21 protein-coding genes are annotated in these 25,957 nt (G+C 36.2%); 3 read left to right on the top strand and 18 right to left on the bottom strand.

From position 1 onward, the window contains the following. Nucleotides 1-173 precede the first annotated feature (173 nt). The 6 genes from NGC85_RS08120 to NGC85_RS08095 form a co-directional block, all read right to left on the bottom strand. Nucleotides 174-1,340: a hypothetical protein gene (locus NGC85_RS08120; RefSeq protein WP_254805492.1), complete on the bottom strand. Its 1,167-nt coding sequence runs from the start codon at nt 1,338-1,340 to the stop codon at nt 174-176. Then, entirely contained in the window at nt 1,337-2,671 is a 1,335-nt protein-coding gene (locus tag NGC85_RS08115) for a TolC family protein (protein ID WP_254805491.1), read from the bottom strand. The genes NGC85_RS08120 and NGC85_RS08115 overlap by 4 nt, the downstream gene beginning before the upstream one ends. Continuing rightward, nucleotides 2,668-4,254, bottom strand: a complete 1,587-nt coding sequence (locus NGC85_RS08110; RefSeq protein WP_254805490.1) for a GH3 auxin-responsive promoter family protein — start codon at nt 4,252-4,254, stop codon at nt 2,668-2,670. Before NGC85_RS08110 ends, NGC85_RS08115 begins: the two co-directional genes overlap by 4 nt. Next, entirely contained in the window at nt 4,251-5,072 is an 822-nt protein-coding gene (locus NGC85_RS08105; protein WP_254805489.1) for a hypothetical protein, read from the bottom strand. The genes NGC85_RS08110 and NGC85_RS08105 overlap by 4 nt, the downstream gene beginning before the upstream one ends. A gap of 152 nt (nt 5,073-5,224) precedes the next feature. Beyond that, nucleotides 5,225-6,772: a DHA2 family efflux MFS transporter permease subunit gene (locus NGC85_RS08100; RefSeq protein ID WP_254805488.1), complete on the bottom strand. Its 1,548-nt coding sequence runs from the start codon at nt 6,770-6,772 to the stop codon at nt 5,225-5,227. A 24-nt stretch (nt 6,773-6,796) separates the two neighbouring features. Continuing rightward, nucleotides 6,797-7,858: an HlyD family secretion protein gene (locus NGC85_RS08095; protein WP_254805487.1), complete on the bottom strand. Its 1,062-nt coding sequence runs from the start codon at nt 7,856-7,858 to the stop codon at nt 6,797-6,799. A gap of 649 nt (nt 7,859-8,507) precedes the next feature. Here NGC85_RS08095 and NGC85_RS08090 point away from each other — a divergent pair. Continuing rightward, the gene (locus NGC85_RS08090) at nt 8,508-9,383 is read left to right on the top strand and encodes a bile acid:sodium symporter family protein (protein ID WP_254805486.1); all 876 of its coding nucleotides are present in this window, start codon (nt 8,508-8,510) and stop codon (nt 9,381-9,383) included. 63 nt (nt 9,384-9,446) lie between these two features. On the opposite strand, the gene NGC85_RS08085 is transcribed toward NGC85_RS08090, so the two are convergent. The 10 genes from NGC85_RS08085 to NGC85_RS08040 form a co-directional block, all read right to left on the bottom strand. After that, a complete protein-coding gene (locus tag NGC85_RS08085; protein ID WP_254805485.1) occupies nt 9,447-10,448 on the bottom strand; it encodes a 2-dehydropantoate 2-reductase in 1,002 nt (333 codons plus the stop codon). Between the two features lie 141 nt (nt 10,449-10,589). Continuing rightward, nucleotides 10,590-11,474 (bottom strand): glyoxalase III HchA, encoded by an 885-nt coding sequence (gene hchA, locus NGC85_RS08080; protein ID WP_254805484.1) that lies wholly within the window; start codon nt 11,472-11,474, stop codon nt 10,590-10,592. 100 nt (nt 11,475-11,574) lie between these two features. Then, complete coding sequence (locus NGC85_RS08075) at nt 11,575-12,579, bottom strand: NAD(P)H-quinone oxidoreductase (RefSeq protein WP_254805483.1); 1,005 nt, start codon at nt 12,577-12,579, stop codon at nt 11,575-11,577. Between the two features lie 7 nt (nt 12,580-12,586). Continuing rightward, a complete protein-coding gene (locus NGC85_RS08070) occupies nt 12,587-13,462 on the bottom strand; it encodes an AraC family transcriptional regulator (protein ID WP_254805482.1) in 876 nt (291 codons plus the stop codon). Nucleotides 13,463-13,632: 170 nt separating this feature from the next. Next, nucleotides 13,633-13,947, bottom strand: coding sequence for a hypothetical protein (locus NGC85_RS08065; protein ID WP_254805481.1), 315 nt, complete (start codon nt 13,945-13,947; stop codon nt 13,633-13,635). Between the two features lie 32 nt (nt 13,948-13,979). Continuing rightward, nucleotides 13,980-14,675, bottom strand: a complete 696-nt coding sequence (locus tag NGC85_RS08060; protein ID WP_046738140.1) for a GntR family transcriptional regulator — start codon at nt 14,673-14,675, stop codon at nt 13,980-13,982. Nucleotides 14,676-14,686: 11 nt separating this feature from the next. Further along, nucleotides 14,687-18,292: an urea carboxylase gene (gene uca, locus NGC85_RS08055; protein WP_254805480.1), complete on the bottom strand. Its 3,606-nt coding sequence runs from the start codon at nt 18,290-18,292 to the stop codon at nt 14,687-14,689. A gap of 15 nt (nt 18,293-18,307) precedes the next feature. Further along, on the bottom strand, nt 18,308-20,134 hold the full coding sequence (gene atzF / locus NGC85_RS08050; RefSeq protein ID WP_254805479.1) for an allophanate hydrolase: 1,827 nt from the start codon (nt 20,132-20,134) through the stop codon (nt 18,308-18,310). A gap of 236 nt (nt 20,135-20,370) precedes the next feature. After that, a complete protein-coding gene (locus NGC85_RS08045) occupies nt 20,371-20,727 on the bottom strand; it encodes a winged helix-turn-helix domain-containing protein (RefSeq protein ID WP_254805478.1) in 357 nt (118 codons plus the stop codon). Nucleotides 20,728-20,786: 59 nt separating this feature from the next. Then, the gene (locus NGC85_RS08040; RefSeq protein ID WP_254805477.1) at nt 20,787-21,896 is read right to left on the bottom strand and encodes an S-(hydroxymethyl)glutathione dehydrogenase/class III alcohol dehydrogenase; all 1,110 of its coding nucleotides are present in this window, start codon (nt 21,894-21,896) and stop codon (nt 20,787-20,789) included. Nucleotides 21,897-22,027: 131 nt separating this feature from the next. Here NGC85_RS08040 and NGC85_RS08035 point away from each other — a divergent pair, with 131 nt between their 5' ends. Continuing rightward, nucleotides 22,028-23,584 carry a phospholipase D family protein gene (locus NGC85_RS08035; RefSeq protein ID WP_254805476.1) on the top strand — a complete coding sequence of 519 codons (1,557 nt, stop codon included), beginning with the start codon at nt 22,028-22,030 and terminating at the stop codon, nt 23,582-23,584. Nucleotides 23,585-23,701: 117 nt separating this feature from the next. After that, on the top strand, nt 23,702-24,190 hold the full coding sequence (locus tag NGC85_RS08030) for a pyridoxamine 5'-phosphate oxidase family protein (protein ID WP_254805475.1): 489 nt from the start codon (nt 23,702-23,704) through the stop codon (nt 24,188-24,190). A gap of 2 nt (nt 24,191-24,192) precedes the next feature. Here NGC85_RS08030 and NGC85_RS08025 read toward each other — a convergent pair whose 3' ends face one another. After that, nucleotides 24,193-24,810 (bottom strand): bifunctional 2-polyprenyl-6-hydroxyphenol methylase/3-demethylubiquinol 3-O-methyltransferase UbiG, encoded by a 618-nt coding sequence (locus NGC85_RS08025; RefSeq protein WP_254805474.1) that lies wholly within the window; start codon nt 24,808-24,810, stop codon nt 24,193-24,195. A gap of 19 nt (nt 24,811-24,829) precedes the next feature. Beyond that, a complete protein-coding gene (locus NGC85_RS08020; RefSeq protein ID WP_254805473.1) occupies nt 24,830-25,420 on the bottom strand; it encodes a uracil-DNA glycosylase family protein in 591 nt (196 codons plus the stop codon). Between the last annotated feature and the right edge of the window lie 537 nt (nt 25,421-25,957).

Below are 25,957 nucleotides of genomic sequence, written 5' to 3'. Positions count from 1 at the left end.
TTATTTAAATATTAAAATATGAATTTCATTCATTTTACAACTTGTAGAAAACAACTGAATTTATAGATAAATTACTGAATCAACCTCAATTCGTTGATTAAAATAATCAATCTGTTCTGTCGATACTAAACTAAACCTTAGAATATTAGAGGTGTTTTCGTTCTATTCTTCTCTTAAATGCGCCCCACCTCGAGATATGGAATTAATTTATCATCAAAATTTGAACGAGGATCGCCCGCATAACTTATAAAACCATGCATTCCCGTTAAGCGTTCGCCTTTGTAGAACTGGTTCAATTGATAACGAGGATCTTTATGGGATAGCGTAAAGCTCACGACACCTATTCCTTGTCGTTTAGAAAGCTTGTACGCATCCCCCAACATTAGATTGTGTAGTGTTAGATTGTTTGGATGGCATAATAAGCTATGTAACACGTGATATTTAAATGAATCGCCAAGTTTAGGGAGTGGCATTCCCTTAGTAATTGAATTTATTAAATTATAAATTGGTCTTAATACAGCTATTATGGGACTGTAATGTAAAATTTTAGTTTGTTTAATACTATGTTGATTCCATAAACCAAACATACCTATTAGCTTTTTATCTTGAAAATACAAGACGAAATCTGAAAGTTTAATCCCTGAATAATAGCGATGCCCATGAGCTAGTTCTTCAAAATTATAGGCAGGGATAAAATTATAGTGCTCAGACATTTCCGTAATAAAATCATTCATTGATTGGATATGTTCTTGTTGAGCAACACAAGACTGAACTTGGCGAATATCGTTATATTCTGGTGCTATACTATTTATAAATGCGTTGATTTTTCTTTTCTTTGCTAAATGCGTTAACGTCAATGTTTCAATCAATCCTTCATCATAATAATCTGGCATACCTGTTTTAGAGGTTTGCATAGCGGCACGAGCTGCATGATTATCATCAAAAATGATCATTTGACTAAAATTAGGGTCGTGCATATTTGTTTTCAGGTGAACAGCTAAAACTTTAACTAAGGATTTTCCACGATAGTTTCGATCGACACGTAAATCGCTAGCGTATCGCAAGTCCTTTATCTGCTGATTGATATAACACGGACGGTACCCATTACTATAACAAGCGACTTTTTTCTGGTGTTCTTTATCCTCAATCACAACATGTAATTTGTGCCTATACAGGATATCAGAAGCTTTAAAATAACTAGGCTCACGTTGAAAGCTGATTTGAACCCCTCTCGTTGTCATTGGAATAGCGACAAGTGCTCTCAAGCCATCATCATCCTCAAGCGTTGCCTCACGTGTAATCAGATTATCTTGAGACTTCTGCTCTAGATTCATTTTCATTGCATTTTGACCTGTGCATGAGGTGATATAGATACTAAATCATTCAAACTTCCCATTTGATCTAGCAGTTGATAGACAAATACGACCTCATCCTGTTGGTTGACGGTCTTTTGCGTCTGAACATCTAATAGTTTTTGCTCAGTATTAAGTAAATCGAAAGTGGTTTTCGTACCTATTTCAAACTCTTTACGGGTATATACAAATGCGATTGAAGCTGCATCAATTGCATTTTGCAGCGCATCTTTATTTTGGCGAATAGTTTGGAGTTGTGCATAAGTTGTACGAATACGTTGATTTAAATCTAGCTCCAAAGTTTTAATTTTCTGATTCGCAATATCAATATCAACTTGTGCTTTATTGATGTTTGCTCGATTAACTCCATCATCATAGAGCGGTACATTTAACTGAATACCTACCATATAATTATTACTTTCAGAGCCGATATTGGTTGCTTCATGCTGAGCACCGAGCTTACTGGTGAGCATTACTGTTGGCCACAATTCTCTTTTGGTCAAAGCATATTGCTTTTCAGCTGCTTGCCTTTCGTATTTCGCTTGTATCAACGCGGGATGATTTTTGGCTTTTAAAAGAATTTCGTCCACGTTATTGCTAATACTTGGCAGTTGATTTATTACGACCAAATCATCAGGTTTTACACCAGTGATTTGATAGAATTGTGCCTCACTGATGGTTAGATTAGATTGAGCTTGAGTAATATCTGCTTGTCCTTGAGCGACTTGAGCTAAAACCTGAGCTAAGTCTGCTCGTGTAATCATGCCGACATCAAATCGCCTCTGAGATTCATACAGTGAACGCTGTAAATTTGACATAGTTTTCTTTCTAAGATCTAAAATTGCTTTTTTCTTTAACACATCGGTATAAACCATCACCGTATTTAATATCGTTTCAGATCGTTGATCTGATAATGCTTCTGTTCGAGCTGAAAGCTGCTTCTTAGCAACTTCAATACCTAGACGATGGCGGCCAGAAGTATAGACTGGATAATCCAACTGAAGTTGCAAACTACGACCTCGACGATTCCCTTCAGTTGGAAACATTACGTTGGTTGGGGTTTGTATTTTTTCATAATCCAACTGCCCAACGAGATTGACCCTCAGTCCATCTCGTTGTGTTGCTTGATCAAGTATTGCAGTTGATTGATTGACACCTAACCGACTTAACTCTAATTGACTTTCATGACTCAAACTCGCTGAAATTGCATCATCTAAGTTCATTGCCTCAGCTGTATGTGTGGCAAATAGGGCTGATAAACAAATCAAATATTGATACTTAGACACCTTTTTTTTGAATTGCATTATTTCTCTATTCATAATCGTTCCAGACTATTCAAAGAGATTTTCTTTAGCGGTTCAGGTTTGATATTTCCTTCAATCAAGCCATCAGACATCACCAATTTTTTATATGCAGCCCAACCATCCCGTGCTTGGCGAATTTGCGGTTGATCAAGTTGACCTAGATTACGCGCTAATTCGTAATGGAAGTTTTGGCGCAAAATACTGTCAATATATTGATAATCAATTGAGTGATGAATCTCGCCTTCAAACAGCACACAATAAAATGGTTTGCTGTGTTGCTGTGTATCTATGGCAAGCAATGAAATCGCTTTGGAATCAGTTTTATTTAAATGAGACAATAGCTGTTGAGCTGTTTCAGGAGCAAGCTTTTCACCCACTAAATCTACACCGAAACGCCGACCTTGAAACTCAAAACAAGGCACTTGTTCAAAGAAACCTGTAACCAATAAGCAATCATCTAAACAATAGCGTAGCAAGCCATTACCTGAGCTGATAATGGGACTGACTACATCTCCAATTTTGAGTTCCCAAGACGGAATGATTTTTCCTTGCAGTTCCCCTTCTAAATATTCGAATTCATAAAAATGGCTTTGGTATGCCAACGGATACAGACCGTTATAAGGTATGGTCACAACACCCTCTGTTGCCCATAACCCTTTACCTTCAAATTGAACAAAAGGTAATCGCCGTTGTAGTTTTTCAGCCCAAGCTTTTGAGCCAGCAGTATCCCAACTCGATATTAAACTGAGTTTTGGCCACAATTTTTTAAAATCTATTTGGTGACCATCTGTAGCAGCAATTAAACGTTTGGCACTTTTGGGACTAAAGGGAGCTTTCATTTGGGCTAGATATGCTTGACGCTCTCCCCATGATCCACTTTCAAGTACTTGAACAATCTCATATTGCAAAGCTTCTAAACGATCAAGTAATTGCAAAGCAAATGTTGGACTCCATACAGAAATCAAAGCCAAATTATGGTTTGCAACCAAATAAGATAAGGTCGCAAACAAAGCATCATCTGCATTTGAGGCAAAAGCGACATTACTTGGAACAGCTTGGGTAAATTTAGATAAAATACGCTTTCCTACACTTAATAAGGCACTGTCATCATTAAGATTTTTATCTTTTAATACTTGACGTTGGCTTTCAGGCAACCATGAAACTGACCAATAGTGTGTACCATATTTTAATGCAGGACATTTACGATACATGCTTGCCAACCATGGAGCGATTGCATGATCAAGCTGATCTAAAAATAATTGGGTATAAGGAATAAATTTAATCTGTTCACTCGAACCACTCGTAGGCTGGAAACGAATAAGCTTACTGATCGAAAGTGATGATTCCTGCTCACGATATTGAGTTATCTCCTCTCGCCAGTCGCTATAACGCGAAGGAGCAAAAAACGCTATAAATTCTTCATAATTTGAAATATTTTCTTTTCTGGCAAGAGTTGATGTTTCTAAAATTGCACTTAATATTTGACCTTGAGTAGCTTCTAAATCATTGGCATTTTTTTTAAAGCTTTTTTCTGAAGCATCACACGAGTTCTTCATGATCAAATGTGATCCCTTGGTCAGCCATCCTGTATATTTCATTTTGAGATACTCTTTCTAAATTTATTATTTGTACAGATTGCTTCGTGCTTTCCCTTACTTGTCGGTTTTGTAATAAGTCTTGCTGGAAAGCGAACCAAATCCTTCCATCCCAATCGACCAATGCAAGGCAGCTCAGTTCCCACAGTCCAAGTCGGGTTTTTCATTTCAAAAAAATTAATTTTAGGATTTGCTGTTCTCAGTTCTTCTGTGATGGGTGCAACTTCATTTTTTAGAGGCTGATAATCATGACCAAAATTCAATAATCCAACTTCTTTATCATAATATTCACCAAAAAAGTTTTCACAATAATGCTCTATGACAGTAGATAAATGCTCATTTTCACCCTGTAAATTTGGATAATAAACATAATAATTATTAGCCAACAGTAAGTAAGTTTTATAACCTTTGGATATAAGTAACCAATAAAACTCATTAAAAGGATAACGAATTCTGAGTTTAACGATTAATTTCAACATCGTTGTTTGGAGTGTGCGAGTTCCCCAAAACTCTTTTAAAATAACCGTATCACCGCTAAATAAAACAGTATAGTGCTTACCATTTAAATAAAAATGTTGAACCGCGACTGTAGAAAATCCAACAATCTCATGTGTCTTTGTATTAAAAATAAGAATTGCGCCGCTTTTCTTTTTAAAATCATTTAAAAAAATTTCAAACTGAGTGTTTTCATAATATTGTTCATAAATCGAATACATATCTTTCAATTGATTATTATCAATTTTTTCTCTTTCAACATATTGACCATAAGAGTTCTCTTTAGTACTTAATATTGAAATAATTTTAGCCGTTGTATTAATCATAAGTCAGTCCATTAAATTTTAAGTATGAAAATCTCTATCTCGCTAAGAAATATAAAATTCATATGGTTTTTGTTTTAAGGAATCAAATTTTAAACATGTTCCTTTTTATTTTTAAATCATTATTCATGATTTAACCCTCTAGCGTAATTCAGCTATATATTCATTTTCTTAGCCCTATCCATAAATATTGTGAGAAATGCAGTAATAATCATAATGACTGAAAGCAATCGTAATAAATCATTAAAACTCGATGTAAGAGCTTGATAATGAATATCTCGGTAGATAACACTGAGTGCTATTCTTTGAGCATCAGCGCCAACATGTTGATACTGTGCTGTAAGCTGATCTAACCTTTCGATAAAAATCCAATTCTGAGGTGTCATATATTGATTAAGTTGAGTAACGTGTATTGCGGTAAGCCAATCTAATGATGAATTAATCAGTGCTAATCCTACCGCACCACCAATATTGCGCATCAGATTATAAATTCCACTCGCATCTGCAACTTTTGAAAGTGGTAATGTACTCATCGCTAAATGTGATACGACGATCAAACAAATCATCAAACCTATACCACGATAAACCTGTGGCCAAAACATAAAATCATAATCACTTTGAATGCTTAAATGAGAATTTAACCAGACACCAAAACCAGCTAAAAGCATGCCTACAAATACTGTTTTTCGAGTATCAAAATTCGGAATCAACCAAGCCAACAATGGCGCAAATAAGAACATTACAATTCCTGTAACCATCATAATATGACCGATTTGACTACTGTTCATTTCACGCACTTGTCCTAGGAATACAGGAATCATGTAACCTAATCCGTATAATGCCATGCCTATAACGAAGGTAATAATTGAACTTAAAGTAAAATTTTTATTCTTGAAAACACTTAAATCGAGTAAAGGATGCGCTTGGGTAAAACTGCGTGAGAAGAAAATAAAAGCTCCTATAACGCATATAATAAAAGCAAATCGTACACCTGTATCGACAAACCAATCATGACGAGCGCCTTCATCTAGAAAATATTCTAATCCACCTAAAAACATTGCCATACCGATTAAAGCAATCCAATCCATCGTTTTAATCAAAGCATGATTTGGCTTATCAATACTTGGTCCAGAAAAAATGATCGTTGCAATAATAATCCCTGGAACAATATTGATTAAAAACATCCAATGCCATGAAAAATTATTGGTTAGCCATCCACCAATCGTCGGGCCAATTGCAGGACCTAAGGTACTTACCATGCCAAAAACAACCAAAGGTAATGATCGTTTAACTTCAGGAAAAAGTATGAATAAAGCAGTCATTGACGTTGGAATCATACCTCCGCCCATAAATCCCTGAATTGCCCTGAACACTAATAAACTTTCTAAATTCCAAGCAAGTGCACAAAGTAAAGAACTTATGGTGAAACCGATTGCACAAATCGTGTAATAAATTCGAGTAGACAAAATTCTAGAAACGATACTCGACATTGGAATTGCTATAATTTCAGCAATGAGGTATACCGTTTGTACCCAAGTCACTTCATAACGACTGGCACTCATTCCTGCTTGAACTTCATTTAAAGAACTTGCGACGATTTGTATATCGAGAATTGCCATGAAGTTACCAAAAATCATCGCGAGAAAGATGATCCAGGCAGTTTTGGGCGCAAAGTTCCACTCACCATTAAAGTGCTTATTCATTTTTATACCTTAATGACTTTATTATTAAGTTCTTAGATCAACGGTTGCGCTGACTGACATTCCAGGTTTTATAAGCTCAATGTGTGGCGTGGAATCAATTGAAATACGCACAGGTATACGTTGCACAACTTTATTAAAATTTCCTGTGGCGTTGTCAGGTGGCATAAGTGAAAACGTCGCACCCGATGCTGGAGAAAAACTCTCGATTTTGCCCATATAGGTCAAACTTGGATAAGCATCAACTTTCAACTTAACCATCTGACCAATATGCATTTTCTCTATCTGTGTCTCTTTGAAATTTGCCTGAACATAGATACTGTTTTCAGGAATAATGGCCATTAAACGTGTTTGAGGTGATACACGTGATCCCTTTTGTATCGCAAGACTGCCGACTTTACCTGAAACAGGACTTACTATTTTTGATGCCGCTAAATCAATTTGGTAAAGGTTTAAAGTTGCATCAGCATTTTGAATATCAGCTAAAAGTTGCGCTCTACTGGCCTGTAAACTTCCAAGTTGAGCTTTTGCAGAGTTAACCGCTGCTTGGGCCTTTGTTAATTGTGCTTGAGCAGATAAGTATTGTGATTGGATATTGTCAAAATTTTGACGCGTGATTACTCCATCTTGCAGTAAATCTTGATAACGCATAAAGTCTTTTTTCAGACGAGATAATTCTGCTTGAGCCGCAATAACCCCACTATTGGCTTCTTCAATCGTAGCATTTGCTGACTTTTCATTTTGTTGCTGTACACCTAATGCTGCTTGTTTTAATCTCACAACTGAACGTGCTTGATCATATCTTGCTTGGTAATCACGATGATCTAAAACAGCTAACACCTCACCTTGTTTGACAATTTTATTGTCACTCACAATGAGATCAATAACTTCACCAGAGGTTTTTGGTATGACCCAAGTTACATCTGCTTGAACATAGGCATTGTCAGTTGACTGATAAAAACGAAATACAAGAAAATAGTAGATTAGTCCTAATATTAGACATAGCATGAGCAAACTAAAAACGACCCACGTTATTTTTTTACGTTTTTGGTAATGACTATCCGTTTCTACCTGAACCAAGGTATCCATATTTCGTTCCATATACTTTTAATATAAATTTTTATTTTGACCCAACTAAACTCGTGGGTAGCAATTCCACTAACTCTCATCTAGCTTAACTAAATAAAAGTTACGAACCTCGAATTGGCGAAAATTATCATTCTTTGTGTCATAAAATGTCATTGACCTTTATTTCAGTGAACAACTGTTTTTATGTCAATGCTTCTTTTTTCAAAACATGAATATTAAATGATAGATCTAATAAATGTGGAAACAGCAATTGAATAAAAAAATAATTTCAAAATAAAATTATTCCATTGATATTTAAATAATATTTAAAAGAATAAAATTGAGTTCTACCTGACGATTTCTGTACTTTCTTAAATGTTTATATTTCATTGAAATAGATTGAACATTCACAAATTTTGAGCAAGATGTGTCTATAAAAATGTAGCTATCTTGTAAAGTTGAACATTTGATCTTAAATTTACTTAGAAAAACATAGCTCAATTGTCGGATAACTGACAACTTGAATTTAACGAGAAATCTAAAGTATTTATGCTAAAAAATGTTGTAGGATTATCAAACAAATATGAGCTATTTACTTATTAGCTCAACGCTTGTGTCATTACAGAAATAGCAATCTAAAAAATAATATTGATTTCAAGGGAAACGGTTTATGGATTCAGGATTGATCACAATATTTTTACCTATTGCCTTAGCCATCGTTATGGCGGGTATGGGTTTAGAACTAACACTTAAAGACTTTGCGAGAGTCAGTAAACACCCTAAAGCTGTTTTAATTGCTTTATTCTGCCAGCTCATTTTATTAGTGGGCATCGCGTTTTTAATTTGTAAAATACTTGCTTTGCCACCACTTTTAGCAGTCGGTTTAATGCTATTGGCTGCATCGCCTGGTGGTACGACAGCCAATTTATTCAGCTATTTATATAAAGGTGATATCGCACTCAATATTACTTTAACTGCAATCAACGCAATTGTCGCAGCGGTCTTTCTTCCCTTTATTGTGAACTTTTCAATTTTACATTTTATGAATGAAGGACAGCAAGTTGGTCTGCAATTTACCAAAGTTTTACAAGTTTTTTTGATTATTTTAGTGCCTGTATGCATCGGAATGATCATTCGTCATTATGCGCCGCATGTTGCTGAAAAACTGAATCGTCCTGTACGAATCTTTGCCGTGGTTTTTCTGCTGATTATCATTCTAGGCGCAATTATTAAAGAGCGTAGTAACTTGGTAGATTATTTGGGGCAGATTGGTTTAGCGACCGCCTTGTTCTGTGCCATTAGTTTAATGGTTGGATATTTCGTGCCACGAATGCTAGGCATTAGTTCATATCAAGCACGTGCATGTGCATTTGAGATCGGGATTCATAACAGTACCTTAGCCATGACAATTGCACTCACGATTATGGCAAGTACCACCATCGCGATGCCTGCCGCGGTATACTCCATTTTCATGTATATCTTCGCGACTATATTCGGCGTATTAATTAAGAAATTTGCTCCTCAAGATGCCGTAAAAACAGTCTAATCTCAAATTTTTTTTCAAAAAGGCGTATAGAGATGCTATACGCTTTTTTTATGCAAAATCAAATCACAATTGCGTTAACTGTGCTTTAAGTGTTGATCCAGACCATGCATTCGGCTCTGATTCTGCCTGTTTTACTAGCTCAATTAATTTTTGGTTAATTGGTGCTTTTAGATTCAATTGTCTAGCTAAATTAACAACCTCACCATTGATCCAATCGATTTCAGTTTTTCTTCCAGCCATTAAATCATCAGCCATGGAAGAACGTGCAAGTGGATCAATGGCGAGCATTTTCTTACTGATAATCTTAAATATAGGATTGGGGAGTTTTAAAATTTTAGGAATAAATTGTGCTGGAATTGGAGTCACTTTTGCTGGTTTGATTTTGGCTATTTTTAATAGATTTAATGTTTCTAATTGAGCAAGTGCCAAACACTGACGATATTCTCGAATAGATAATTCTTGTTTCAGTGGAAGTTGGGATAGCGCATTGATTGAATTATTTAAGTTCAATAATAATTTTGCCCATTGTACAGCTTGCATATCTTGTTCTAACTGAATTTCTAACTTTGCTTTTTGAAATGCAAGTACGAGTTCAGCTAATTGCTCATGGCTTTTTACATACAAAGCACCATCTGTTCCTTGGTGGAAACGACCATTCCCCAAAGCTGCGACATTAAAAGGTACCATACCTTCAAGAATAGTGTGATCTATTAAAATTCGTTTTAGAATTCCCACATTACTTAAGCCATTTTGAAAACTAATAATAATGGTCTTTTTCTTTAAAATATCTTTTAATTCAAGGGCTACTTGTTCAGTAGATGTTGATTTTACGCAAACAAAGACAATATCAGCATGAGCTACTACATTGGAATCAATGCTCATTTGTAATTGATTTACAGAAATAGTTTGCTTGAATCCTATGTAATCTGAAACAGTTAAACCATAGGTTTGAAGTTCTTGCTTAACTTTAGGACGAACAATAAAATCTATGTCATAGTCAGCAGCAACCAATCTACCACCAAGATAGCATCCAATACTGCCTGCACCATAAATACATATTTTCATTGATGATCCTTAAACATCTCATTTCCACTACTACTTTCTTAACATAATCAAAACTTAAAACATGTCAGCTAGCTTACAAATTTTAAATTTTGCTCAAGAAAAAGCCCAATATTGAATTGGGCTTTGAACTTATAAAATAGCTTATGCGTTAAGGCTTGGATCAGCTAATAAAGTTTCAGCAGCAAGTTTCCCCAAATTATTAGAGGCTAATGGACTATCACCCGTTAACAGTTTTCGATCTTGATGAACTTGCCCTGTTATTCCCTTATTTAGGATTTCTACACCAAGCTTTTCAAGATTTTCGCCGACGAGCCACGGCAATTTTCCTGGCATATATCCAATATCAATATTGGCACCTTTATCTAATGAATCTGGGAAAACACAGACTTGATAGCCTTTAAAAATATAATCATTTGGGCTTTCATCAACTGCGGCTGCTAATAAAGAAGCTGGACCATGACATAAAGTAATAACATATTTGTCATTATCCACTGCCCATTTTAATAAAGCCTTAACTTCTTTACTCTCAGGAATTTTAGCCAAAACCCCATGTCCACCAGGGATAAAAATACCTGCATAAGGTGAGGCCGCGCTTAAAGCTTGATCTAAAATATCTGCCAATTTTAGTGGTGATTTAAGTTGTTTTTCGTACTTGTGATAGGTATCCAAAACCACCTGCTCTTCTTTTGGCATCGCCCACATTTCAAGTTTAACTGGATTACCTGAAAGTGTTGCAACATCAAAGGCAAAACCAGCATTGTCCAAATGGAAAATTGGTAACAACATCTCTACTGGATGATTTCCTGTAGAAAAGAATTTCTCATTTTGCATCAGGATATAGCGTTCATCCGTTGCAATCATGAGGATCTTTTTATCGCCTTGATATGGATTTGGGTATGTAGTTCCATCATAGTCAGTTTTAGGAGCCGTATACTGACTTAGAGAATAAGGTGATGGAAAAAATGCGTTATCTTCGGCTAAATCTGGAGTTGGGTTACGATCATCTGTATTTGTTGTCATGTTCAAATTCCTCGTAGGATATGTTTGATTTACATATTGCTTTTCCAAGTGATCATTCTCAAGCTTGATGTATAAATAGGCATAGAATGAATACGATTAGGCAAAATTACGATTTAATTTCGAGTACTACTTTTCCAATATGTTCACTGCTTTCCAGACATTGGTGTGCTGCTGCAACCTCTTCAAAAGCAAAAGTCTTATAAATAATCGGTTTACATTGACCTGTTTCGATTAGTGGCCAAACAAACTGCTCCAATTCTTGAGTAATTTTTGCTTTTTCATCATTGGTTCGAGCACGCATCGTTGAGCCAGTCACCACAGCGCGTTTGAGCATGAGTTCTTGAATATCAAAACCATCGACTTTTCTACCTCCCATAAATCCGATAATTACCAGTCGCCCATCTCTTTTTAGCAATCTTAGATTTTGATTAAAGTAAGCAGCACCGATGATATCCAAGATCACATCAACACCTTGCTGATCTGTGCGTGATAAGATTTCTTGTTCAAAATCTTGCTTTTTATAATTAATAACCGTCGAAATTGAGCTTAATTTTTCTGCTTTTTCGTCGCTTCCCACTGTGGAAAAAGTCTGAATACCCATGGCATGACATAAACTCAACGCTGTAGAGCCAATTCCACTCGCTCCTCCGTGAATCAGAACAGTTTCGTTCTTTTTCAACTGTCCGATCTGAAATAGATTTGCCCATACTGTGAAATAAGTTTCTGGAATAGCTGCAGCTTCAATAAAGCTCAGATTTTTTGGAATTGATAAGGTTTGATTTGCTGGGACAGCACAATATTCTGCATATCCTCCGCCGTTGGTCAGCGCGCAGACCTTATCACCGACTTTAAATTTTTCTACTTTTGAACCGATTTGTGAAATGATGCCAGCAACTTCCAATCCTGGAATTTGCGTTACACCTTTCGGCATCGGATACAATCCTTGTCTTTGCAAAATATCAGGGCGATTGATACCTGTGGCATAGACTTCAATTAGTACTTGATCTTCTTTAATCTCAGGTTTCTTACCTTGTACAACTTTTAGAACTTCAGGACCGCCAGCTTGAGTAATTTCGATATATTTCATTTGTTCTCTACTATTTTGATTCATGATTTACTCATTCCTTATCTATATTTACTTCAGTTTGATTAGGAGAAAAACCGAACTGCTTTTTAAACTCTCGACTAAATTGAGATGAGCTTTGATAACCAACAGCATAAGCTGCTTGAGCAACGCTTTGGTTTTCGTTTTGCAACATTTGTTTTGCCTTGTGCAACCGCGTAACTTTGAGATACTGCAAAGGTGAATGTAATGTGACTTGTTTGAATGCTTTATGAAACGCAGAAATACTCATATTGGCTTGCTCAGCAAGCATTTCCACTGTTAATTTCTCTGTAAAATGATGTTGAATATATTCACAAATCTTATAAATTGGTCGTAAATTTCCTTGAACCACTAATCCTTTTAAAGCGTCTGCACCCGAATGTTGAATCACTCGATACATTAACTCTCGTTTAATTTGTTCACCTAAAATCAAGCTATCTTGTTCTGAACCTAAAGTTTTTAATAGTCGTATTAAAACATTCGAAATGGTTTGATCATATTGAATTACACTCATGCCCGTAGTGAGTGGTTTAAATTGCTCATTTTCAAAATATGTTTTTGCTAATAACTCATTTACCGTATCTGCCTCTAGTTTCATGCTGACTGCAATCATAGGCAATTCGGCACTGGCAACGGTATCACAATCAAATGGCATAGACACCGAAACGATTAAGCATTCGCCTTGCTGAAATGAATAGGTTTCAGTTCCGATATAACCACGTTTACTGCCTTGTAAAACAAAAACTAAGGTCGGTTCTTGCAATACGGCTAATGGTGGTGTGGTGTGATCTACACGCATCAAAGTGATGCCATTTATCGCCGTAGCAAAAAAGCCTTCTTTAGCAACGAGTTTTAGAAAAAGTGAAATAAGTATTTGATCATTCATCATGTGTCATCTGATGATTTGAAATATGATTTTATTATTAAATAGAAAACTCAGAAAAGATGTTAGTTTTATGCAGGATTAGGCATAGAAAATAGAGTTTTGTGAAGTTTATGTTTCACTTATCACGATATGACTAAATCATCCAAACTATTATCCATGACTCACTGAAATAATTATTTCTTATTATTGGAAAAGATTATTGAAAATAAGAATAGTAATGTTACAAATGCCCCTACACCTAAACTTACTAGAATAATTTCTAGGTTTATAATTTCCCTCAACAAGCCATGCGCTCCCCAAGGACCATCATCAAACCCTCTATTATCAGAACGACGCCCGACTAAAACAAGAATATAAAAAAACACACCTGAGATCAAAAAAATACTTACAGAAACCTTCCATAATTTAAATTTTGAAAGTAAAGCTATTAGAGCCATACCCACTATTGTAACAACAGATGCTATCAACGCATATTTCCAGTTATCCATGAAAATCCCAAAGGTTCCACCATAACTTCATTCTAATAAAACTGACTCGAATCCAACATCTGTAAAGTAATTTTTTTCACTTCATCACGACTTTGCATGATATGTGCTTCAATCGCTTGAATGGCTTCATCTACTTTACGATTAAAAATATAACCCAGTATTTTCTGATGCTCCTGATAAGTCGCTTCAACGCGATAATCTTTAGAGAAGTCTAAGCGACGGATAATACGGATTCGCTCACTCAAATCACGATGAATTCTCGCCATTTCATTATTCCCAGAGGCACGAACCAATGCGCAATGGAAATCTTCATCTTGTTGTGACAGTTGTTTAATGTCTTTTAGATATTGTTGTGGTTCAATCAACCATAAATCTTTTAAAACGGATAATTCAACCGAGTTTTGATGATCCATCTGACAAAGTTTACGAATCGAATCTTTTTCTAATACGATCCTCACATCATAAAGTTCTTCATAATAACGAAAATTGAGCGGTCGGATTTGCCAACCGCTACGAAAACTCACATCAACATAACCCTCTTGTTGCAAACGATATAGTGCTTGTCGGATTGGGGTGCGACTTACATCATAAGCTTTTGCAACTTCAGATTCAGTGAAACGTTCACCTGGCATCAGTTTGAAATCAAAGATATCGTTCTTGATGCGTTGGTAAACCAGCTCAGACAAATTGTCTGAGCTTTTTGTTGTTTTTATTTTGGTTTCTTTCATGCAACCTTGCCTTATTCCATATAAACCAGTGGTTCACCACTATGTACGGTTTGCCCTGCTCTACAAATAATAGCTTTTACAATGCCATCTTCTTCTGCATAAACAGGAAGTTCCATTTTCATTGCTTCAATAATAGCAACAGTTTCGCCTTTTTTAACCTCTTGACCATGTTCAACAAAAATTTTCCAGATATTACCTGTCATCGATGCATTTAATGATGCTAAATGACTGTAATCAGCATGGTTATTTTCTTGAACTTGTTCTTCAGGCAGAGCAGCAAACTCCTCTTTCCAGCGATCCACTTCGGTCGTGAATGCTTGTTGTTGCTTAGCTTTAAACTCGGCAATACTTTCAGCTTCATCATCTAAGAATTGTACATAATCCGCATAATCGAACTCTGTTTCTTCAATTTTGATCTGTGCATGACCATTTTCAAAGTCGGCACGCCATTCATTCAATTCCTCTTCTGTCACTTCAAAATATTTGATTTGATCAAAGAATTGTAAGAACCATTGCTTATCACCAAATTGTTTGTTTTTCTTAAACTTATTCCAAATTGGCAAAGTACGCCCAATCAATTGATAACCACCTGGTGAATCCATGCCGTAGATACACATGTACATACCACCAATCCCAACAGTTCCCTCTGCGGTAAAGGTACGAGCTGGATTATATTTAGAACTTAGTAAACGATGACGTGGGTCAATTGGGACGGCACAAGGTGCTGTTAAATACACATCACCTAAGCCAAGGATTAAATAGTTCGCATCAAAAATAATATCTTTGACTTCATTCCGATCTGCCAAACCATTAATACGTTGGATAAAATCAACGTTGTTTGGCAACCACGGTGCTTTAGAGCAAACACTTTCTTGATAGCGTTCAACTGCGCCTAAAGTCGCACTGTCTTCAAATGCCATCGGTAAATGTACGATTCGAGATGGGATTTTTAATTGGCTTAGATCACCCATTTCTTCTTCAAGTTGAAGTAATTGAGCAATCAATTGTGATTGTGGAATTACTAAGCCATCATATTTAATCTGTAGTGAACGAACACCCGGTGACAGCTCCAACACGCCTGCAATTTTTGCATCACGAATCATTTGAATCAGTTGATGCACACGTAACCGTAAAGCCAAATCTAGAACATTTTCGCCATACTCTAAGAGAATATAACTATCACCTGCTTGACGATACAATGTTTTTGGTGACAATTCAGTTGGTTCACGTTGTGCTAAAATCGTACTGACAACCTCTTGAACTGGCTCAATTGTTTCTACAACTTTGCTTGCTTCCGCAAAGTTTTGGATATTTTCAATTTGCTGACGTTCAAGTTCATTGGCTTGTTCAACACTAATAGGATAAAAGCGAATTTTATCATCGGCTTTGAGCTGTCCAACTTTCCAAAGTTCTGCTTTGGCAATCGTCACAGGACAAACGAAACCGCCTAAACTTGGACCATCTTTTGCCAAAATCACAGGGAAATCGCCTGTGAAGTTAATTGCACCGATCGCATATTCACAGTCATGTACATTGGATGGATGTAAACCTGCTTCACCACCATTTTCTCGTGCCCAGCTTGGCGTTGGTCCTGATAAACGCACACCTAAACGATTTGAGTTAAAGTGAACTGTCCACTCTGATGCAAAAAACTCTTCTACATATTCAGGTTTAAAGAAATCTGGTGCGCCATGTGGACCATATAACACCGCAATTTCCCATTCATTACTATATTCAGGAATCAATTCAGCCGACAATGCTTGAGGTTCGTCATGTGCAAGTGGCAATTCTGCATTAGCAAATGCTGGATCAACCATTTTAATCATGTCGCCGACACGTAAGGTACGACCTGCATGACCACCAAAATTACCAAGCGCAAAAGTAGAACGACTGCCTAAATAAACAGGAACATCCAAACCATTTCGTACCGCTAAATATGTTCGGCAACCTGATTCAACTTGACCGATTTTTAGAATTTGTCCTGCTTTAACTTCAACAGGTTTCCAAAAATCAATTTCCTGATCATCTAACAAAGCAGTACAGCTTGCGCCCGCCAAAGCAATAATCGTATCTGTATGAAACTTTAATGTTGGTCCGACTAAAGTAAACTCAAAACCTGCGGCTTTAGCATCATTCCCAACAATACGATTGGCAAGCTGAAATGCATAATCATCCATTGGACCCGATGGTGGTACACCAATATCCCAATAGCCTGTACGACCCGGATAATCTTGAATTGAACTCAACGTTCCTGCTTGAACTACTTCAATTACATTTGGCGTGTAATTGAAATCATCCAACATTCTTGTCCAAATTTGCATAGACTCAAAGCGCTGATCAGAAACAATGGCACGTGCGTAATCCAAGTTTGTACTAATGCCATTTAAGCGTGTTTCAGCCAATACATGCTTTAATTTTTCAATAGCACTAGCACGATCATCAGCATGTACAATAATCTTGGCAATCATCGGATCAAAGTATTGGGAAATCTCTGTGCCCGTTTTGACCCAAGTATCAACACGTGTTCCCTCTGGAAAAGTGACTTCAGTCAACACACCGGGACTTGGTTGGAAATTTTTCACAGGGTCTTCGGCATAAACACGAACCTCAATCGCTGCGCCTTTAGGCTGAATATTGTTGAGATATATCCAATCAAGTTCATCACCAGCAGCCACTTTGAGCATACATTCAATTAAGTCTAAGCCTGTAACCATCTCAGTGACTGGATGCTCAACCTGTAAGCGTGTATTCACTTCTAGAAAATAAAACTCATCTCGATTGGCATCGTAAATAAACTCCACTGTTCCTGCACTACGATAGTTAACGGATTTACCCAGTTCTACCGCTGCTTGATGTAGTTTTTTACGTGTCGCTTCAGGTAAATTTGCCGCTGGAGTTTCCTCTACCACTTTTTGGTTACGACGTTGCAAAGAACAATCACGCTCACCAAATGCAACAACTTGCCCTTTTCCATCACCAAAAATTTGTACTTCAACATGACGCGCTTTATCAATAAAACACTCAATAAATACGCCTGCATCCTTGAAGAACTGTTCGCCCAAACGTTTTACACTTTCATATGCATCGGTCAACGCTTGAGGCGTATCACAACGAGTCAAACCAATACCACCACCACCAGCGGTGCTTTTCAGCATAATTGGATAGCCAATACGATCTGCGGCAATCAGTGCCTCTTCTAAACTATCCAACAATCCTGTTCCAGGAGTCATCGGCACATTAGCATCAGCAGCCAATTCACGAGCACGATGTTTTAAACCAAATTCTAGAATTTGCTCTGCCGTTGGTCCCATGAAAGCAATATTATTTTCTTCGCAAGCACGAGCAAAATCGGCACTTTCAGAGAGAAAGCCATACCCTGGAAAGATTGCCTCAGCGCCAGTTTGTTTAGCTGCCTGAATCAATTTTTCGATACTCAAATAAGTATCGGCTGGTTTTAAACCATCTAATCCAATCGCAATATCAGCATCTTCAACATGTTGCGCATAACGATCACTATCCGAATACACAGCAACACTGGTTACACCTAATTTTTTAAGTGTCCGAATCGCTCGAACAGCAATTTCACCACGGTTTGCAATAAGTACAGTTTTAAACATGATGATTCCCCCCAATTAATTTGCTGTGTTTGCTGCTTGGCTGTTACGATGCTGGATATAGGCTCTCCATCCACCAAAATGACTAATATTCTCTGCATCATCTATGCCATAAGGCTCACAGATAAAACCTTTCACCCAGCGCCCATCTTCTAGTTCGACATTACCCATACCTAAAGGTGTCGGAATTTCAGCCACAAATTCACCAAATCGAGCAGTTGGGACATCCCAAAGTTCAACAATAATGCTTTGTCCATCTTGCTGACGTGCTAATCCCGGTTTTGGTGGAACAGTTCCGTTCAATGCATAAAGCGCATAATTTTGAGAGGTTTTTGTGGTTTCTATATGCACGGCATCGCGTGTGGTGAGCTGAAAATTCAGCGGCATACCTGTCAAATGAGCACCGACGACTGCAACGCGAATATGATGTTGCGAAATAGGTGTAGCAGAACTTAATGGCAGAGCTTTATCCAATGCCCCTAATTTCAGTGCAAGATAGTTTTGCCAAGCTTTACCAAAATGAACCAATGCCGCATCATGCCATGCTGGCGCAATTAGAGTGATTCCAAATGGTAAATGGTCAGCTCTAAACCCTGCTGGCAAAGCAAGCGCACTGAGATCGCCTAAATTGGTAAAATTGGTATATGTTCCCAAATGAGCGTTATATTCAATCGGATTTTGTTGAAGCTGCTCAATGGTATAAATTGTGGGTACGGTTGGAACAATTAAGGCATCAAAATCAGCCAATCTTTGTTGGATTTTACGAGCTAAATCTTGTTTTAAATATTCTGCATTGTAGGCATCTACCGCTGAATATTTTTCGCCGTTTTTAATAATTTCTAATACCGTTGGATCAAAGTCATCAGTATTGCTGTTGAGTAAATCTTCAACGGCTGCGGTACGTTCTGCCACCCATGAACCTTGATATAGTTGCGCTGCAAGTTGCTCAAAATCTGAAAAATCAATTTTAGTGATCTCAGCATTTAATGACTCAAGTAATTGGATTGTTTGCTGGAATACTTTTTCTGATTGCTCATCACCAAAGAAATTTAGCTTTTCTGGGATGGCAAATTTTAATTTGCTAGAGAAACGCGCTGGCACATTCTTTGGATGCTTACGTGAATAGCTGTCCAATGGATCATATGCTTCTAAAACATTTGCAACCAAGTCTGCGTCTACAACGGTTAAGGCAAATATCGAAATACAATCTAGACTTTTACATGCTGGCAATAACGCTCGATTTGAAAACCGCCCTTTGGTTGGTTTTAGCCCAACAATATTGTTAAAAGCTGCTGGTACACGCCCTGAACCTGCGGTGTCTGTACCTAAAGCAAATGGAACAAATCCACGAGCAACCACACTTGCTGAACCTGAACTTGAACCGCCACTGACATATTTAGAATTAAATGTATTTGCAACAGCACCATATGGAGAGCGCGTTCCCACTAAACCCGTTGCAAACTGATCAAGATTAGTTTTACCAACTACGATTGCACCTGCTTGCTTCAACAAACGCACTGTTTCAGCATCTTGTACTGCAATTGTATTTAATGCCTTACAAGCTGCGGTAGTTACAAACCCGGCAACATCAATATTATCTTTCACTGCAAACGGAACGCCGTAGAGTGGAAATTGTTTTGCTAAACTCTCAGCTTCTTTAGTTAATTCATTGAGAAATTGAATTTGCTGTTCAATCTGTTCTACCGTCGCAATTGAAATCCATGCATTGTCTTGAGGATCAATTGATGCAACTAAATCTTTTAAAGTATTAAGTTGGATCTCATTTTTCGAATAAGCTTTTTGCCACTCTGAAATTGTCCAACCTAAAGTTTTTATCTCATGCATTTTATGAATCCCATCTTGTATACAAGTTTGAATTTTAAAATGCAGAATCCATGCCAATTTATTTTAAACATATAAATCAGATGTTTATATTATTTTATAGATATACTATTTTTTCTAATTTTCATCTTGGTGCTTAAAAGGCTTTGTTTTAATGCAAATGCTCCATGATTTAGCAAATAGCATTTTTGTTTATCAAAAGTTGCTCAAATTCATATTTAATCAATTATTCTTATAATTTATTGTTTTATTTTTAGATAGTTGGATAACTCCTCAAACTCTGATGCTAAAGTTTGAGTAGCTTGCTGCTCCATTGCTCTATATTTTTTTAATACCACTTGCCCTAGTTCTGTCACTAATGCACCGCCACCATGCGTCCCACCGGTTTGCGTTTCAACAAGATGAGAATGAAAACACTGATTCATAGTATCTAAAAGTTGCCAAGCTCTACGATAACTCATATTCATAGATTTTGCGGCTTGAGAAATTGAGCCTGTACGTTGAATTGCTTCCAGTAATTCAGCTTTACCCGGACCAAAAGCAATTTTATCTTCGGCTAAGATTCGGACATGTAATTTTAAACGTAATTTTGACATCAACTTATACTCAAAGATTTGATGATGCGATACACATCATCAAATCCAAAAATTAGTCATTAAAAATGAATAACCGTACGAATTGATTTACCTTCATGCATTAAATCAAAAGCTTCGTTGATCTCTTCAAGTGGCATTGTATGCGTAACGAATGGTTTAAGTTGAATTTCGCCTTTCATCGCATCTTCAACCATTTTAGGTAATTGAGTACGCCCTTTAACCCCACCAAAAGCCGTGCCCATCCACTTACGACCTGTTACTAATTGGAATGGACGAGTCGAGATTTCCTGTCCCGCACCAGCCACACCAATAATGACGGATTGCCCCCAACCACGATGAGCACATTCTAATGCTGAGCGCATGACATTGGTATTTCCAATACATTCAAAAGAATGGTCTACACCCCAACCTGTCATTTCAACAATCACTTGTTGGATGGGTTGATCATAATCTTTAGGGTTTAAGAAATCAGTTGCACCAAACTGTTTTGCAAGTTCAAATTTATCTGGATTAGTATCGACTACAATAATACGTCCTGCTTTGGCTTGGCGTGCGCCTTGCACAACAGCTAGACCAATTCCACCTAAACCAAAGATAGCAACACTATCACCTTCTTGAACTTTAGCAGTATTGTGTACTGCTCCAATCCCTGTCGTCACACCACAACCAAGCAAACAGACTTGTTCATGATTTGCCTCAGGATTGATTTTTGCCAACGACACTTCTGCCACAACCGTATATTCACTGAAAGTTGAACATCCCATATAGTGATAAATCGGTTGACCATTATAAGAGAAACGTGTTGTTCCATCAGGCATCACACCTTTACCTTGGGTTGCACGAACGGCAACACAGAGATTGGTTTTACCTGATTTGCAGAATAAACATTCTTTACACTCTGCTGTGTATAGCGGGATGACGTGATCACCCACTGCAACACTCGTCACGCCTTCACCAACTTGAACGACTACACCCGCACCTTCATGACCTAATACCGCTGGAAAAACACCTTCAGGATCATCACCAGATAAGGTGAAAGCATCTGTATGACATACACCTGTATGGGTAATTTTGATAAGCACTTCACCTGCTTTTGGCGGTTCAACATCTAGCTCTACAATTTGTAATGGTTGACCAGCGGCAAAAGCAACAGCTGCACGTGATTTCATACCTTCATCCTTTATAAATCATGTAGTGTTTTATGTTTCTGTAACAGTTAACTGATTTTATGCTGATATTCAACATCATCAAGTAGATATAATGCTATCTTTACATAAGTAAGCAACATTTCACGATAAAAATGATAAAGAATTTGTACCACTTTAGAAGTATATCGCTTGTTACATTAGTTACTTTAAGTGGTTGTTCATTGCCACCCAATCAAAATCATGATCGGAGTATTTCTGTGCAAACTAAAACTAAGTGGATGAATGATCCTCAAGCCGATCTTAATATTGAAAAAGGATTAACTGCATTCTTAGCTTTAGATGATGCTTTTTTAAGTATAGCGTCACGCATTCACTTAATTCGAAATGCTAAGCATCAACTTGATTTGCAATATTATATTTGGAATGACGATGCAATTGGCAATCTGATGCTGCATGAGCTGTTAAAAGCAGCGGATCGTGGCGTAAAAATTCGTTTACTGATTGATGATCAAAATGGAGTAAAGCTAGACAAAACATTAAAAGCACTCGCTCAGCATCCAAATTTTGAAATTCGCATTTTTAATCCCTATAAATTTAGACACTTACGTTTTATTGATTATATCTTTAGATTAAAACAAATTAATCATCGTATGCATAATAAATTGACGATTGCAGATGCCTCTATTGCTGTAACTGGTGGTCGAAATATTAGTAGTGAATACTTTGAAGCAAGTGATCAATTTCAATTTAGCGATATGGACATTTTGTTCTATGGAAAAGCAGTAAATCGATCAGAACAAGTTTTTAATGAGTTTTGGAATAATCAACTTAGTTATTCTACTGAACAACTATTTGGTAATACAACGGCAACTCAATCACTTGAACACTTAAGAATAACCTATAAAAATTTAGATAAAATTAACACTCCTACGGAAGAAAAATTAGAAGAAGCACAAGATTATTTAAAATTGCGCCTACAAAATTATCCAGTCCAATGGGCTAAGGCATATTTTGTCGCAGACCATCCTGACAAAGCATTGGGACAAGCTAAAGGTCAACAACTTTTATTTTCCCAAGTGTCAAATATTATGGGAGAACCTAAACAACATATGGAATTAGTCTCAGCATATTTTGTACCTACAGAACTTGGCACTAAATATCTTAGCCAATTATCACAAGATGGAATCAAAGTACGAGTTTTGACAAATAGTTTAGTCGCAAATGATGTTGCAGTGGTTCATTCATTTTACAGCTTATATCGAAAACCGCTCTTAAAAAGTGGTATACAACTTTATGAATTTAAACCCAATATAGAACGAAAAAAACGAACATGGTATGAAGTTGCAACTGGTAGTGTTATTCCAGTCAAAGGTAAAAATCGCTCTAGCCTACACGCTAAATTTTTTGATGTGGATGGAAAAGTATTTATCGGCTCTTTTAATTTTGATCCACGTTCAGCTCATTTAAATACTGAAGTCGGTTTAGTGGTTGAATCAGATCATTTACAAGATCAAATTACAGCAATGCTTGATCAGCATTTACTACAAGTTGCTTATCAACTCAAACTTGACGAAAATGGAAACATTATCTGGTATGAACATCTGAAAAATGGTGATATCATTGAACATCATCATGATCCTGAAAGTACAAAATTCCAAAGATTCACCATGAATTTCGTATCTTATTTCCCAGTGGAATGGATGATGTAAATATCTATGAACATACTCTCATTGACTAAATTGACATACTAAATATAAGTAAAGACTATTCTTTTATAAATTTTATATGCTTAATTTATATTAATAAAAAATAATATGGACAATATAATGATTTTAGAAAAAGATTGGAAAAACATTCAACATGTATTTTCTTATGCACAAAAGTCGTCCTTACATGCATCTATTGCAACTGTAGATTCATTAGGTCAACCTACGATCACTCCCATTGGTACAATTTTTTTGAATGATGACCAAACAGCTTATTTCTTTGATACTTATACAGATAAGCTAAGTGAGAACCTTTTTCAAAATTCAAAAGCTTGCATTCAAGCCATTAATACCAACAAGTGGTTTTGGTTAAGCTCCTTCATTAAGGGGCGTTTTGATCAGTATTTTGGAGTTCGTCTATATGTAGAAATTGGCGATTTACGCCCTGCTACAAAACAAGAAAAGCTAGCCGTCGCTCATAGAACTAAACCTCTTCAATGGACAAAAGGTAGCCAGTTAATTTGGTCTGAATTTACTCAAGTAAGAAATGTTAAGATCAATACATTTAGATGGGTTAAATATCCGAAAATGATGGCACATTTAAATTAACTTTATTTTATTTCAAACAGACATAGCCCCTCAATTTCTAAAGGTATTTTGATCTCTTGAAATGATGCTTGTTCGAGTGCATCTATATGCTCTTGTTTATTCATATAAAGTTGATCATTTTGCATGGCGTTCGGTGCACATAAGTGATCACAAACTAAATAGGTCGCTTTCGGATTTAAAAGTGTTTTCACTATTTTATGGAAATTTTCAGCATGTCTTTTATGTCTGAGCTCATGAAGTGCTTGATGGATAATTATAAAATCATATTTTTGATTTAGAACATCTTGCCAATTAGATTGTTTAAAATCTCCAATAAAGTATTTTGCTCGTGATTGTTCAGAAACATCTAATTTTTCTTGGGCAAGTTGATGCATCGCTTCAGAAAAGTCAAAGGCAGTATATTCAATATAAGGCAATTGAGAGAGTAAATATTTAGCAAGAAAACCTGGACCTGAACCAAGTTCCAAGACATGACATTTATCAAGTTTACGCTGTGCAATCAGATTTGCGTAATAAGCAAAAAAATCTTTTCTCCACGGACGCTTAACATTCGCTGTTTCTTGCCATTCAAACGCATCAGCATAGTTTCTTAAGTCAATTGGACTTTCAACATCTTTCATTAATATTCCCTATACTTAACTAAACCAAGCCAATTTTTTCAAAAAATTGCTTATATACTTCAGCCTTCTTTTCTAAAGCGAGAGGATAAGCACGTGATGATGAAGGTAAGCGATACAAATTTAATTCTCGATCCATATAATTGACTTGTACCGATTGCCCGATCATCGGTTTAGTTACTTGTTCGGGAAAATGCTGCATCAGCGTATCTGTCGCTTTATCACCTGTTGTCATGATGGTATTGCACAATGGCATTTGCACAAGTAGTTTTGATAAATCTGTGGGCGTGACAATTTCTAAAAATTTATCTGAAGCATTACCTTGTAAGCGTTTTATTTGATAAGCAGTATCAAAAATTCCTACTCCTATTTGAATTAAAAACTCGCGTATTTGTTGTTCTTTAAAGTTTTTAGTAGGAAAATGTAAAAAATGATCTTTATCTTTAAAAAAAATTAGACCAAAGATTCGCCACATATCGTTTTGATAATTTGGGTAGTAGAAATCCATCTTCCATCTGTGTTGTGGTGGTGGAAAACTTCCTAACATCAGCAATTTAGCAGTCGCTGGTAAAAATGGTTGTAAAGGATGTGTTTCTATTTCTATATCAGTCATTTATATAAAAGCCGGGTTAAAATTTAGGACTACTAAATGTATAAAACAAATAGTATGGAAAATATTTTAGCACTACTACCCTTCTTATCTACGACTGCTTTAATTTCTTGAAAACATTTAAGTCATTTTCACGTAATTATTATAATATTTTTGCAGTAAAAAATTTCAAATTATAAATAAAAATTATTTAAATAAAAATTCTATCTTTTAAATTTCAAATAAGCATTAAATTTAATAATTATTTTTTTAAATTAAAAAGAATAAAAACTAAAGAAATAGATAAAAATGTTTCAAAAAATTTCAAAATTAATTTTATTAAAATACATTAAATTTTTATCATAAGTATCAATAACAAAACAATGATAAAAACTTTTTATTAATCATTTAGTAAAATATAAAAGCACTCATTGGCTCATATTAAGCTAATAATAGGTGAGTTGCTTCACAATATTGTACAGTTGTCTTTTTACCATTCGTCTTAAAAGTGTTGGTATTTTGATCGCTATTATTTACTTTTAATAATGCGAGATCATTGAT

This window comes from Acinetobacter sp. Z1 (assembly GCF_024296945.1).
Classification (GTDB): Bacteria; Pseudomonadota; Gammaproteobacteria; order Pseudomonadales; family Moraxellaceae; genus Acinetobacter; species Acinetobacter beijerinckii.
Note: the sequence above shows the minus strand (reverse complement) of the source record. Positions and strands in the feature narration are given on the sequence as shown.

Coding starts and splice junctions, on each gene's coding strand:
- NGC85_RS08065 (WP_254805481.1), bottom strand. CDS start 13,947: ATGGATAACTGGAAATATGCGTTGATAGCATCTGTTGTTACAATAGTG.
- NGC85_RS08030 (WP_254805475.1), top strand. CDS start 23,702: ATGATTTTAGAAAAAGATTGGAAAAACATTCAACATGTATTTTCTTAT.
- NGC85_RS08085 (WP_254805485.1), bottom strand. CDS start 10,448: ATGAAAATATGTATTTATGGTGCAGGCAGTATTGGATGCTATCTTGGT.
- atzF (WP_254805479.1), bottom strand. CDS start 20,134: ATGCATGAGATAAAAACTTTAGGTTGGACAATTTCAGAGTGGCAAAAA.
- NGC85_RS08110 (WP_254805490.1), bottom strand. CDS start 4,254: ATGAAATATACAGGATGGCTGACCAAGGGATCACATTTGATCATGAAG.
- NGC85_RS08100 (WP_254805488.1), bottom strand. CDS start 6,772: ATGAATAAGCACTTTAATGGTGAGTGGAACTTTGCGCCCAAAACTGCC.
- NGC85_RS08025 (WP_254805474.1), bottom strand. CDS start 24,810: ATGAAAGATGTTGAAAGTCCAATTGACTTAAGAAACTATGCTGATGCG.
- NGC85_RS08040 (WP_254805477.1), bottom strand. CDS start 21,896: ATGAAATCACGTGCAGCTGTTGCTTTTGCCGCTGGTCAACCATTACAA.
- NGC85_RS08095 (WP_254805487.1), bottom strand. CDS start 7,858: ATGGATACCTTGGTTCAGGTAGAAACGGATAGTCATTACCAAAAACGT.
- NGC85_RS08060 (WP_046738140.1), bottom strand. CDS start 14,675: ATGAAAGAAACCAAAATAAAAACAACAAAAAGCTCAGACAATTTGTCT.
- NGC85_RS08070 (WP_254805482.1), bottom strand. CDS start 13,462: ATGATGAATGATCAAATACTTATTTCACTTTTTCTAAAACTCGTTGCT.
- uca (WP_254805480.1), bottom strand. CDS start 18,292: ATGTTTAAAACTGTACTTATTGCAAACCGTGGTGAAATTGCTGTTCGA.
- NGC85_RS08035 (WP_254805476.1), top strand. CDS start 22,028: ATGATAAAGAATTTGTACCACTTTAGAAGTATATCGCTTGTTACATTA.
- NGC85_RS08090 (WP_254805486.1), top strand. CDS start 8,508: ATGGATTCAGGATTGATCACAATATTTTTACCTATTGCCTTAGCCATC.
- NGC85_RS08105 (WP_254805489.1), bottom strand. CDS start 5,072: ATGATTAATACAACGGCTAAAATTATTTCAATATTAAGTACTAAAGAG.
- NGC85_RS08020 (WP_254805473.1), bottom strand. CDS start 25,420: ATGACTGATATAGAAATAGAAACACATCCTTTACAACCATTTTTACCA.
- NGC85_RS08120 (WP_254805492.1), bottom strand. CDS start 1,340: ATGAAAATGAATCTAGAGCAGAAGTCTCAAGATAATCTGATTACACGT.
- NGC85_RS08075 (WP_254805483.1), bottom strand. CDS start 12,579: ATGAATCAAAATAGTAGAGAACAAATGAAATATATCGAAATTACTCAA.
- NGC85_RS08115 (WP_254805491.1), bottom strand. CDS start 2,671: ATGAATAGAGAAATAATGCAATTCAAAAAAAAGGTGTCTAAGTATCAA.
- NGC85_RS08045 (WP_254805478.1), bottom strand. CDS start 20,727: ATGTCAAAATTACGTTTAAAATTACATGTCCGAATCTTAGCCGAAGAT.